General features: G+C 46.1%; 11 protein-coding genes. 9 read left to right on the top strand and 2 right to left on the bottom strand.

The genetic code is table 11. The annotated features are described in order from the left end of the window. Nucleotides 1-37: 37 nt before the first annotated feature. From BMW45_RS04375 to BMW45_RS04350, 6 genes are all read left to right on the top strand, one after another. Nucleotides 38-1,492: a serine/threonine protein kinase gene (locus BMW45_RS04375; protein ID WP_092240840.1), complete on the top strand. Its 1,455-nt coding sequence runs from the start codon at nucleotides 38-40 to the stop codon at nucleotides 1,490-1,492. 7 nt (nucleotides 1,493-1,499) lie between these two features. After that, nucleotides 1,500-2,117, top strand: coding sequence for a hypothetical protein (locus BMW45_RS04370; protein ID WP_092240838.1), 618 nt, complete (start codon nucleotides 1,500-1,502; stop codon nucleotides 2,115-2,117). A 16-nt stretch (nucleotides 2,118-2,133) separates the two neighbouring features. Then, a complete protein-coding gene (locus BMW45_RS04365) occupies nucleotides 2,134-2,451 on the top strand; it encodes a hypothetical protein (RefSeq protein WP_242882898.1) in 318 nt (105 codons plus the stop codon). 235 nt (nucleotides 2,452-2,686) lie between these two features. Beyond that, on the top strand, nucleotides 2,687-4,348 hold the full coding sequence (locus BMW45_RS04360) for a glycosyl hydrolase family 18 protein (RefSeq protein ID WP_092240836.1): 1,662 nt from the start codon (nucleotides 2,687-2,689) through the stop codon (nucleotides 4,346-4,348). Between the two features lie 34 nt (nucleotides 4,349-4,382). Next, nucleotides 4,383-5,810, top strand: a complete 1,428-nt coding sequence (locus BMW45_RS04355; RefSeq protein WP_092246161.1) for a metallophosphoesterase — start codon at nucleotides 4,383-4,385, stop codon at nucleotides 5,808-5,810. Between the two features lie 106 nt (nucleotides 5,811-5,916). Next, entirely contained in the window at nucleotides 5,917-6,585 is a 669-nt protein-coding gene (locus tag BMW45_RS04350) for an N-acetylmuramoyl-L-alanine amidase (protein ID WP_416388658.1), read from the top strand. 308 nt (nucleotides 6,586-6,893) lie between these two features. Here BMW45_RS04350 and BMW45_RS04345 read toward each other — a convergent pair whose 3' ends face one another. Both BMW45_RS04345 and BMW45_RS04340 read right to left on the bottom strand, forming a co-directional pair. Continuing rightward, nucleotides 6,894-7,403 (bottom strand): stalk domain-containing protein, encoded by a 510-nt coding sequence (locus BMW45_RS04345; RefSeq protein WP_092240834.1) that lies wholly within the window; start codon nucleotides 7,401-7,403, stop codon nucleotides 6,894-6,896. A 460-nt stretch (nucleotides 7,404-7,863) separates the two neighbouring features. Continuing rightward, nucleotides 7,864-8,886, bottom strand: a complete 1,023-nt coding sequence (locus BMW45_RS04340) for a LacI family DNA-binding transcriptional regulator (RefSeq protein WP_092240832.1) — start codon at nucleotides 8,884-8,886, stop codon at nucleotides 7,864-7,866. Between the two features lie 206 nt (nucleotides 8,887-9,092). Between BMW45_RS04340 and BMW45_RS04335 the strand changes: the two genes are divergently transcribed. Genes BMW45_RS04335 through BMW45_RS04325 form a run of 3 tightly spaced genes read left to right on the top strand, consistent with a single transcriptional unit; the run spans nucleotide 9,093 to nucleotide 12,682 of the window. Beyond that, complete coding sequence (locus tag BMW45_RS04335; RefSeq protein WP_092240830.1) at nucleotides 9,093-10,265, top strand: diphosphate--fructose-6-phosphate 1-phosphotransferase; 1,173 nt, start codon at nucleotides 9,093-9,095, stop codon at nucleotides 10,263-10,265. Nucleotides 10,266-10,304: 39 nt separating this feature from the next. Beyond that, nucleotides 10,305-11,141: a triose-phosphate isomerase family protein gene (locus BMW45_RS04330; protein WP_092240828.1), complete on the top strand. Its 837-nt coding sequence runs from the start codon at nucleotides 10,305-10,307 to the stop codon at nucleotides 11,139-11,141. A gap of 47 nt (nucleotides 11,142-11,188) precedes the next feature. Then, nucleotides 11,189-12,682 (top strand): lactate racemase domain-containing protein, encoded by a 1,494-nt coding sequence (locus tag BMW45_RS04325; protein ID WP_092240826.1) that lies wholly within the window; start codon nucleotides 11,189-11,191, stop codon nucleotides 12,680-12,682. The last annotated feature ends 11 nt before the right edge of the window (nucleotides 12,683-12,693 follow it).

Below are 12,693 nucleotides of genomic sequence, written 5' to 3'. Positions count from 1 at the left end.
TATACCCCAAGAGATGATATTGGACAGATAAAAGGAGGTGGTTTTAGTAAGCGCCGTTCTGTTTGGAAAATATCAGCTATACGGCATCTTGGGAACCGGCCGGGCAGGGACAGTTTTTCTGGCGGTTCATCTGGGGCTTGAGGAATACCGGGCAATCAAGCGGGTACCCAAAAGCTTTCTGAAATTCGAACGTCTAAGGCATGAAGCGCTTGTTCTTAAGGAACTTCGCCATCCTGGAATTCCCATTATTTATGATGTAGAGGAAGACGAATTTTATAGTTATTTAATCGAAGAGTATCTGGAAGGAGATTCTTTATTTGACCTTGTGAAAAAACAGGGCTATCTATCGCGGGAACTGGCCATCTCATATGGAATCCAGTTGACCAGCATCATCAGTTACCTGCATCTCGCAGGACCAAACCCCATATTACATTTGGATTTACAGCCGAAAAACCTGTTATTGTGTCATGACATCGTTAAACTGATTGACTTTGAACTTGCCGCGTCCGTGGAAGATGCAAATATGCACGGAGAGCGGTATGGAACCGTGGGATGTGCGGCGCCGGAGCAGTATTCAAAGGATGGAGTATTGGATGAAAGAACAGATATATATGCCATTGGTGCTATCATCCATTTTCTATTTACAGGAGAATTTCCTAAACTGCCCTATAAACCGGCTTCATCAATGGATGCCGATCTGGCTGCCATCATAAACCGGTGTATGAAAAAGGAAAAAGAAGAACGGTTTTCATCAGCACAGGAGCTGGGTGAGAGGCTTGGACAGCTTAAAAACATGGGAACGGCTGCAAAAGACCGTCTACAATCGTCATCTCTTACAATTGCTCTTGCAGGGAGCAAATCAGGGGCCGGAACGACTCATATTGGAATCGGCCTGTCTGTCTATCTTAGAAATCACGGATATCCCAATTTATTTGAAGAAAAAAATGATTCCGGCATGGGCACCGGGCTTGGTGATCATGCAGCCGCAAAGCGGGACCAGTATGGCCTGATGAGGTACCGGGGTTTTATTTGGAGACCCTATTACGGGCCGGTAGTGAAATTAAAAGAGCCGCCTTATCAAATTCGTATCCTGGATTACGGAAAAAATGTTGAACAGGCACTGAGTGGCAGCCCAGATGCTTTGATACTGGTATGCGACGGCAGCAGCTGGAGCAGAAACAGTGCCTATTTCTCTGCAGAATATGTAGTGAAAGGCCATAGTTCCTATGGGATTGTTTATAATCATGCAGCCAGGACAACCAGGATAAGGCTGCCTGAAGGGGCAGCCCCTTCCCGATGCATTAGGGCCCCTTACTTTCCGGATCCTTTTGAGAAAAATGCGGAAACAGAAGACTTTTACAAGACTCTGCTGGACGAGATTTTAGAAATAAAAAGCATAAGAAAAAGAGGAAAAGGAAGATATAAAAGACAAATTAACGATTGGTTTTCTCAAATGATTTCGGGCAAAAACTGCACCATAGGAAAAGGATAAACGCCTAATGAATAGAACGGTAAAAAAGGTGTGGAAGCTTTCGCGCTCCTGTAAAATGCCGGTCAATCAGGAGATCATTGGGATCATCGGAACCGGAAGAGGAGTGGGGGTGACCCATTTTACGGTTATGACAGCAGGATATCTGGGAGGAGTCTTAAGAAAGCGGTGTGCGGTTTTGGAATGGAACAGCCATGGGGATTTCCGGAATATGAGAAAGCTGTGCGAAAAGGAACAGTCCCAGGCCGGATGTTTTCATATACTGGAAGCGGATTATTATGAAAGAGCGGGGATTGATACGCTGTTATTGTGCAAAAAGTCCGGTTACCAGGCAGTGATTGTGGATTACGGAACCGTAAGGGATGGCAATCTGGAAGAATTTTTAAGATGCGACAGGCAATTTGTTCTCGGGAGCTTAAGCGAGTGGCAGATGGAAACGTTTCTGGAGTTTGAGAGAAAGGGGAAAAAAGCGGAAAAGAGCTGGAAGACGCTCGTGTCGTTTGGAAGCGAGGAAGCCAGAAAGAATGCGGAAAAGAGGCTTAACATACCCATTTCCCGAATTCCGGTTTCAGTAGACGTGTTTGCTGTCACCGGTGAAATCATAGGCTTTTATCAGCAGTTTTTTTAAATACGGGGGAGGAATTGTGTCACGGCAAAACCCTTGTGGTTCTCCCCCGGCCTATGTGACAAATGAGAAACAGACGGGGGATATGCAGATGAGAAGAGAAGATGCCAGGGAAAGGAACGGGCAGACAGAGAAAGGTCAGTATCTGGCAGGGCTAAAAAAATACAGGGATCAGGGAATCTCCATCATTATCGATGGAGAAGAACTGCCGGAGAAAGACTGGAATAAAATATTTGAAATAAGGGAGGACGATAGTTTTTATATGGCCGATTTTGTTCCTGACGGAGAGACCGGAAAACTGCGGGAAATAAGATTTGACCGGGTTTATTACCGGTAAATACTGGATCGTGCCAAAAGGGACGCATGCGGGATGCCATCTTCAGCCTTAAGCTGGTTGCTTCAGTGCGTCAGGGCGGGAATAGGGGATATGTAATGTAATGAAAATGTAAATTCCAAAAAATAAGAATTGTGATATAATGGGCAAAAGAGAGCGAAGATAAGTTTGCTCACGATATAATCCAAAAGATAGTATAGGCAAAAGACGATACGATCCATTAGCAGGAGGAAAACAGATGAAGAAGAAAACAGCGCCGGTTCTTGCGACGCTAGGATTGATTTTGATAGTGACCGCCATATTTTCAGGGGTGTGGTTTCTGGAACGGTATATTCCCTCAAAGGAACAGGCAGATATAGCCGGACTGCTGGGAGTAAAGGGAGATGAAGTGGCCCTTTATCTCAATGAGGATCTGCAGGAGGCAAAAGGTCTTTACCTGCAGGAACAAACCTATCTCCCGATTGAGTGGGTGAATGATATGTTAAATGAGCGGTTTTACTGGGACAGCAATGAAAATCTTCTTGTGTATGCCCTGCCGGACTCCATTGTCTATGCGGATCATTCCACGGTCGGAACGTCTGGGAAACCCCTGATCTGGGTGAATGAGAACGGGGTTTATTTGTCCGTCGGACTGGTGGCAAATTATACGGATATCCGCGTGACTGCCTATGACAGCGTTGAGCATAAGCGGATTTTTATTAATAACAACTGGGAGGCCCAGCAAAAGGCAGTGGTTTCTGAAAAGGGAAATGTCAGGGTAAAAGGCGGAGTGAAAAGCCCCATCGTGACATGGATTTCTCCCGGAAGTCAGGTCACTGTTTTGGAATCTATGGCTAGGTGGGATAAGGTGCGGACGGAAGACGGATTTGTAGGCTATGTGGAACGCAAACGGCTGGGGGAAGTGACCAGTGAGGTTCTTAAAAGTACTTTTGCAGCGCCGGTTTACACGAATGTTTCCATGGATGAACCGGTTTGCCTTGCCTGGCACCAGATGACAACCCTTGAAGGAAATGGTTCTTTTGACAGCGTGATCGCCAATACAAAAGGGGTCAATGTCATTTCTCCAACCTGGTTTGAGCTTACAGACAATGAAGGAAACTTCCGGTCCCTGGCTCAGGAGGATTATGTAAAGAAAGCTCATGATAAGGGCTTAAAGGTCTGGGCCCTCATCAATAATTTCAGCCCTGATGTAAATACGGAGATCCTGATGTCAAAGACCTCCACCAGACGGAAGCTGATTGATGCCCTTATGTCAGAAGTGGATCGCTACGGTCTTGACGGGATTAACCTGGACTTTGAGGGAATCAAGGAAGCAGCAGGGGTCCATTATGTACAGTTCATACGGGAGCTTTCCATACCTTGTCGTGAGAAGGGGATCGTCTTATCCGTGGATAATTATGTTCCGGCTCCCGGCAATCAGTTCTATAACCGGAAAGAGCAGGGGATCGTGGCTGATTACGTGATTATTATGGGATATGATGAACATTATGCAGGCGGGGATGCCGGTTCTGTGGCTTCCATTCAATATGTGGAAAACGGGATCAAGGATACCCTGGCCCAGGTGCCAAAGGAAAAGGTGATCAATGGAATCCCCCTCTATACAAGGGTGTGGACAGAGGGACCTGATGGAAAGGTTACCTCTTCCTCTTTGGGCATTGCCCGTGCAAAAGAATGGGTCAGTGAAAATCAAGTGGAATTATACTGGCAGGAGGAACTGGGCCAGTATTACGGAGAATTGCAGTCAAAGGAAGGGCTTAAAAAGCTGTGGCTGGAAGAAGAGCGGTCCATAGGACTTAAGATGGATTTAATAAAACAGTATGGCCTCGCAGGTGTGGCTTGCTGGAAGCTGGGATTTGAACCGTCAGACTTGTGGGATGAAATACGGCTTGATAAAAAGTAAACGAAAGACGCGTAAGAGACAGAAAGGTCAGGTTATGAGAAACAGGATCGTATTGGCAGCATTGCTGGGCGTGGCGTGTATGCTGGCAGGGTGTTCGCTCAAGGGAACAGAGCCGGAAAGCACCAGCGCAGAGAGTACTACTCCGCAGGAGACAGAAACAACGAGGACGGAACCGACGACCATTGAAGAATTTCCTCAAACTTCGGAGGATCCGGCTTCACAGCCTCCTGAAGAAGCCTTTGACAATGGCTGCAAGATCATTGTAGCTACGGATATTCATTATTTAGCCAGGGACTTGACGGATTTTCAGAAGGGTTTTCAATACAGTATAGACCATGGTGACGGCAAGGTGATGCAATACATCTGGGAGATTACGGATGCTTTTGTGGAAGAGGTTAAAAAGGAACGGCCCGATCTGGTGATCTTAAGCGGAGATCTGACCTATGAAGGCGAAAAGGAAAGCCATGAAGAATTTGCCGAAAAGCTTGGTAAAATTGAAGAAGCCGGTATCCCCGTAATCGTTATTCCTGGAAACCATGATATCAATAATTCTAAGGCAGCTCAATTTGTGGGAGATACCTTTCTGGGGGCGGAAAATGTAACTTCAGATGAATTCGAGGAGATTTACCAGGATTTCGGATACAATGAGGCGGTCAGCCGGGACCCTGCTTCCTTAAGCTATGTTTATCAGGTAAATGATTATACCAGAGCCTTAATGCTTGATACATGCCAGTATGAACCGAGAAATCTGGTTGGAGGAATGATTCAGGATGATACATATGACTGGATTGAGGAGCAGATGGAGGAAGCCTGGAATCTGGGGATGAATGTGATTCCGGTAGGCCATCATAATCTTCTTGATGAAAGTGAAGTATACTTACAGGACTGCACCATTGAACACAGTGAACAGCTTATTGACCAGCTGGAAAGCTGGGAGGTCCCCTTGTTTTTAAGCGGTCACCTTCATGTGCAGCACTATATGAGGTCCAGAAGCGACTCCGGGATCTATGAGATCGTGACCAGTTCCTTATCCACGCCGCCTTGCCAGTATGGGATCTTATATTATGGAGACGACGGGAGCTTCCGCTATCATACAAAACCGTTGGATATGAAGGAATGGGCAAAAAAGACGGGAAGCACTGATAAAAATCTTTTGAACTTCGATGAGTTTGGGAAAAAGTTTTTAAGCAAGGTATTTTACAATCAGGCTCAGGATGAGTTTAAGAGGCTTGATACATTAAATGGATTGACCAAAACTCAGAAGGAACAGATGGCAAAGGTCTATGCGGAGCTTAACGAAGCCTGTTATGCAGGAACCGTTACAGACATCCGGGATAAGGCCAAAGCTAAGGCAGGCTACAAGCTGTGGGAAGAGGAAGGGTATCCCAGCATCCTGGCTCAATATCTGGAATGGATTACGAACGATGGGACAAGGGACTATAATGTATTGAGCTCAGAATAACAGGAAAGTCGCAGGGAGCAGTTCTTTTTTATTTCACTAAAAGATATAATTCATTAAGAAGATGAATCAGGTAGAAAATGTGAAATTTAAGAAGTGGGAACCCCTTATGGCATTGGTTTTGCTGGTGCTGGTATATGTAATATCAAGTCAGGCTGGAAAGATGACGGCAGGGGTCAAGGCAAAGGCCGAAAAAGAAAGGCCAGTCGTCGTCATAGATGCGGGACATGGAGGAAATGATCCGGGAAAGATCGGAATTGATGGAACCCTGGAAAAGGATATAAATTTGCAGATAGCATACCGGTTAAAAAAGTATCTGGAAGCTTCTGACGTGAAAGTGGTTCTGACCAGAGAAGATGACAACGGATTGTATACGGAAAAGGACAGCAGAAAAAAGATGGCGGACATGAGCAAGCGCTGTGAGATCATCAATGATGAAAGCCCGTCACTTACCGTCAGTATCCACCAGAACAGCTATCATGAGGAATACGTATACGGAGGACAGGTATTTTACTATAAAAAGTCGGATAAGGGAAAAGAGCTGGCTGAAATTTTACAGAGCCGGTTTGATTATGTGCTGGGCGAGAAAAATACCAGACTCGCAAAACCCAACGATAACTACTATCTTCTTTTACATGTGCGGACCCCAATCGTTATCGTGGAATGCGGCTTTTTAACCAACTGGAAGGAATCAGCTCTTTTGAATAACTTGGATTACCAGGACCGGGTTGCCTGGACGATCCACATGGGGGTTATGGAATATTTGAATACGAGGTAAGGGAAATACGGATATTAAGGGCGCTCTTTTCATGAAAAAGGCGCCCTTTGTCTGCCCTTTGTCAACTTTTTTTTACGGTAGACAAATTAAGCAAATTCTTCATAGATGTTTACTCTTTTTGATCCCCATGCTCTATATCAAAAACATAGTATTTCATTGTTGTTTCAATGTCGGAATTTCCCAATCGGATGAAGACAAAAAGTATCAAATAACTTACATTTATGGAAAGGCGGATATCCGGTTTCCGGGCCCGCCTTTACTTTATAAAAATTTAATTATTGGATTTTTAATACGTCTAAAATAGCAAATTACTGACACGTATCCTTGGTCTGGATTATAATCTTGTTCTCGTTAACGATGATTGTATCGTCGCCATGCCTCAGAAGTGCATCAAAAAGTGACAGGGGGACATAGATATCTTTGTCAGTCTTAAAAGGGGCAATTCCAAGGGAGAAAGGGGCACTCATACCAACTAAGTCCTTGTTACTTGTAGTGATAAAGTAAGAGTCCACTCCAATTCTTACGTTCGTATGAATAGACCCGTTATCCACCAAGATAGAATCATCATTCCATGTAACTTTAAATCCGAGTTCCTCGGCCACCTTATCCAAAGGTACCATTATGCAGGAATTCGCATCGATGTCTTTTCCATTAATCTCGATGGAGTAGCGTCCGATACTGTCCACAGGAGCCTGATCAATAGCATTTGCAGAAGGTACCGCAAGCAGTGTGGAGGTTTTAGCAGCAGCGGCATAGGCGGGAGCCACAATTGTACCTGCAATTGCCAGTGTCATAATCATCGTAGTTAGTTTTTTCATAATAATCTTCCTTTCATTTTGTTAATTGATTGAACACATTTATGTTGTTCTATTCTATAAACAATTATAAAAAGAGAAATGTTGCAAATAATATATATTTTTTTTATTAATTTGATTAAAGCTATGTCTTTACAATATCTCCCTTACTTCCATTTGTTAACCTTTTCATACCTTAGTCATTACTTAATCTGGAAAATTAAGTATTTATATGGATTATGTCACCAAGATGATCGTTGATCCAGTGACGCTCAAACCGGATCAGTATGGGGCGCTGCAGTATCCAGGCTTGGCAGAATAAATATTCATGCAATAAAATGTCTTGTAGTTTTCTTGGATCCCATTATGCATCCCTCCTGTTAAGACTCAGGCCGGGTGCCACAGCCGAAAGAATAAAAGGTGGACATCTGCGTCCACCTTTTTCTTCTTTTTATTTATGTCTGGTAAATTTTTTAATAAAATTTTACCGTTTGGGGGCTGCACAGCTGTCACGGACAGCAATGTAAAACGGCAGGTCAATTTTAACGGGAAGACGGTGTCCGCCCTCGATGCGGTCGATCAGGATCTTTGCTGTCATCTGACCCATCTCCTCTACCGGGATGTGGACCGTGGTGAGCATGGGAGTTAAGTACTGGGCCGTGTCAATATCATCGATGCTGATGACTGAGATATCCGTAGGGATGCGAAGCCCGGATTCGTGGAAGGCCTTCATGGCTCCGATGGCCGTGATATCGTTGCTGCAGAAATAAGCGGTAGCGTCGCAGCCTGCTTCTAAAAGGCGCTTTGCTCCCTGATATCCTCCCTCTGAGGAGAGGGCCACGTTGGCAATATATTCTTTTCGCAGGGGAAGCCTTCCGGCCTTTAATCCGTCGCAGTATCCGGTATAGCGGTTTTCCGCTTTGGTTTCTCCGATGTATGCGATTTTCTTATGCCCCAGGCCGGCTAAATAGCTGGTGGCAGCAAGGGCGGCTTGTTGTCCGTCACAGATGATCTGATCATATTTTGCCTCCATATTGTTTAAACCCGTATAGGCCAGGCTGTTGAAATACTTTTTCAAAAGGCCGAGAAGCTGTTTATCACAGCGTCCTAAAATGACCACGCCGTCTACATGGTTATCGGTGATCAGCCGGAAAGTGCCGGGGTGGCTGATATCAAAGGAGGAAAAGGAATATTTTAATACATAATTTCGTTTAAAGGCTTCCTGCTCGATGCTCCGGGCAAGGGAGGAGAAAAATAAGTCAGTTACCGTATCCGTGGTTCTTGCAAACAGGCAGGCGATGGAACGGGAGGAGGTCAAAGAAGCTATTTTTTCTCCAAGCTTTAAGCTGCGGGCTGTGGGATTTGGGGTATATCCGGTCCGGCGGACGATTTCCCATATCCGGTCCTGGACTTCTTTGCTGGCGGCACCGGGAATATTTTTGTTCACGACTCTGGATACGGTGGAAATGGACACGCCGGCTTCTTCCGCTATTTCCTTTAATGTCATAGGCTACCTCCGGAAAAGAATTTTCTTTTATGTTATTATAAACCATGATCAATGAAAACAGTATACCATAAAACCCAAACGTTTGGGTAAAATTTGCACAAATCCGGAAGAGAATATGGTACGCTGATAACATAAGGACGGAAGACCGGTGGGTTCCGTTGAGATACAGTGAAATGATTTTACAAAAAGGAGAGTGGATCAAACATATGAATGGCAATGTTCTGGTGGTGCATGGAGGCGGTCCTACTGCGGTGATCAATTCATCTCTTTACGGCGTGATCAAAGAGGCCAGGGAAAGCAAAAAGGTTGAAAAAGTATATGCTGCCCTGGGCGGCAGCGAAGGGATTTTAAAAGAGAATTTTCTGGATCTCATGGAGTTCCCGGAGGAAAGGCTCAGACTTCTTTTGGAAACCCCTGCCACGGCCATCGGCTCCTCCAGGTACGCCCTGGAAAAGGAAGATTATGAGGCCATGCCGGCCATATTTGAGAAATACCATATCAGGTATGTGCTTCTTAATGGAGGCAATGGAACCATGGATACCTGCGGAAAGATTCATGAAGCCTGCAAAAATTCAGGAGTTACGGTGGTTGGGATCCCCAAGACCATTGACAATGATATTGCAATTACCGATCACACCCCTGGATTTGGCAGCGCAGCCAGGTACATTGCGGCTACTACTGCGGAGGTAGGAATGGATGTAAAATCTCTGCCCATCCATGTATGCGTAATTGAGGCCATGGGAAGAAATGCAGGCTGGGTCACGGCAGCTTCAGCCCTTGCCCGCAAAAAGCCGGGAGATGCGCCCCATCTGATTTATCTGCCGGAGCGTCCGTTTAAGGAAGAGGAATTTTTAGCGGATGTGAAGAAGCTATATGAAGAAAAGGGCGGTGTGGTCGTGGTTGCCAGCGAAGGCTTAAAAGGGGAAGATGGAAAGCCGGTAGTTCCCCCGATCTACAAGACCGGGCGGGCAACCTATTACGGAGATGTAAGCGTCTATCTTGCCAATCTGGTAATTCAAAAGCTGGATATTAAGGCCAGAAATGAAAAGCCTGGAATCTGCGGACGCTCTTCCATTGCATGGCAGTCTCCGGTTGACCGGGAGGAGGCGGTGCTTTCAGGGCGGGAAGCCTTAAAGGCGGCCATGGAAGGCCAGGGCGGAGTGATGATCGGCTTTATCCGGGAGGACAGGTCGGATGGAGAATACTGCATCCATATGGAACGAATTCCCATTGAAAAAGTCATGCTTCATGAAAGAGCTATTCCGGAAAACTTTATTAATGAGCGGGGAAACGACGTGACCAATGAGTTCATAAAATGGTGCCGCCCTCTGATCGGCCCGGAACTGAGGGATTTCATAGATTTTCATGAAAATATATAAAATTGGTGAAATACAAATAAAAAAGGGAGGATAATGAAAATGAAGCATATTTTTTTAAATTTAAAGCGGTTTGATATTCCCCGGGAAAAGGGCGGCGTGAATTCCATAGCGCCTATCCGGGAGTGGGGAAGCTATATTGTATCAAATACCCAGGAAGCTTTAAGAAAGTATGAGAATGATGATGTGGAGTTTGCCATGTATTTTCCTGAAGCCCATTTGATCCAGGCGGCTGGTGCTTTGGGGGAGAACAGCCCGGTGAACATCGGCTGTCAGGGAGTGTTCCGTGAGGATACCGCAGCCGGCGGAAATTTTGGGGCCTTTACAACGAACCGCACGGCAAACGCAGCAATAGCCATTGGCTGTACCACTACGATCATCGGCCATTGTGAGGAACGAAGGGACAAGGCAGGGATCCTTTCAGAAGCAGGGGTAACCGATTCCCATGCGGTTAACCGCCTGCTGAATCAGGAGGTTTTACAGGCTCTTAAGGCAGGGCTGTCTGTGCTTTACTGCATTGGGGAGACTGCAGAGGAGCAGCCCCGCTGGCAGGAGGTATTAAAGGAGCAGCTTGAGACCGGATTATCTGGTGTGGACACTGGGGGAGTAGTCATCGCCTATGAGCCGGTATGGGCCATTGGACCGGGGAAAACTCCGCCGGATAAAGAGTACATAGCAAGGACCGGCTCTTATATCAAAGAAGTGACAGGAGGACTACCAGTCGTCTACGGCGGAGGATTAAAGGCTGACAATGCACAGATGCTGGCTTCCATTCCGGTCATTGACGGCGGACTGATCGCTCTGACCAGATTTCAGGGGGAAATCGGTTTTTATCCTGAAGAATATTTAGAGATTATAAGAGCCTATTTAGGAAAATAGGGCCTGATTCATTCTTAAATAAAATTGGAGAAAAGGAGACGTATAAGATGAATGTAGCATTAGAGTATGGACAGGGAACCGTAAACGTCACATTGCCCGATACTGCAGATATATTTATTCCGGGGGAGACAGTGCCGGATCCGCCTTATATTCCGGTGGATCAGCTGGTGGAAAAGACCCTTGAATCCTTGCGAAATCCCATGGGCATGGAGCCGCTTTCAAAACTGGCTCATAAGGGATCGAAAGTAGCCATTGTATTTCCCGACCGGGTAAAGGGGGGAGAACAGCCCACCTCCCACAGGAAAATTTCCATAAAACTGATTTTAAAAGAATTATATGATTCTGGCGTGGAAAAAAAGGACATCTTATTGATCTGCTCCAACGGTCTTCATAGAAAGAATACGGAAAAGGAAATCAGGGCCGTGCTTGGGAATGAACTGTTCCATGAGTTCTGGTACACCCATCAGATCATCAACCACGACAGTGAGGATTACGATCATCTGGTGGATCTTGGAACAACGGAGCGGGGCGATCCGGTTCTGATGAACAAATACGTGTACGACAGTGATGTGGCGATTCTCATCGGGCACACCCAGGGAAACCCATACGGCGGCTATTCCGGCGGCTATAAGCATTGTTCCACAGGAATCACCCATTGGCGTTCCATTGCCTCCCACCACGTGCCGGAGGTCATGCACCGGGCAGATTTCACTCCTGTAAGCGGAAAGTCCCTTATGAGGACAAAGTTTGACGAGATCGGGCAGCATATGGAAAAATGCATGGGAAAGAAATTTTTCTGCTGTGATGCGGTTCTGGATACAAAGTCCCGCCAGATCGAGATCAACAGCGGGTATGCGGCTGTGATGCAGCCCCACTCCTGGATTACGGCTGATAAGCGCACTTACGTGCCTTGGGCGGAAAAGAAATACGATGTGATGATTTTCGGTATGCCCCAGTTCTTCCATTACGGAGACGGGATGGGGACCAACCCCATTATGCTGATGCAGGCCATTTCCGCCCAGGTGATCCGCCATAAGAGGATCATGAGCGATAACTGTGTCATCATTTTTACCTCCACCTGCAACGGATATTTCCATGACGAGCTTTGGCCGTATTTAAGAGAAATGTATGAGATGTTCCAGCATGACCAGATGAATACTCTACCGGATATGAACCGTTATGGAGAGTATTTTGCCACCGATGAAGAGTATATCAGGAAATACCGTTACTGCAATGCCTTTCATCCCTTCCATGGCTTTTCCATGATCAGCTGTGCCCATGTTGCTGAGATGAATACCTCCGCCATCTACCTATGCGGAGCCCAGGATCCTGGTTATGCCCGGGGTATGGGATTAAAGACAAGAGCTACGGTGGAAGAGGCCCTGGAAGATGCAAAGAAGAAATTTGTGGGAGCAGATCCTAACATCCTGGTGCTTCCCCAGACCTTTAAGCTGAGTGCCGTCCATCTGATGATGAAGGGAGAGACTCCTGGCGGAAAAGGGCATGAGGATTGCGGATGTATGGCTCATCATCATAAATAAGGAGGGATTCA

The sequence above is a fragment of the Lacrimispora sphenoides genome, assembly GCF_900105215.1.
Lineage (GTDB): Bacteria > Bacillota > Clostridia > Lachnospirales > Lachnospiraceae > Lacrimispora > Lacrimispora sphenoides_A.
The sequence above is the reverse complement of the archived record's forward strand: the minus strand, read 5'-3'. Positions and strand labels throughout refer to the sequence as shown.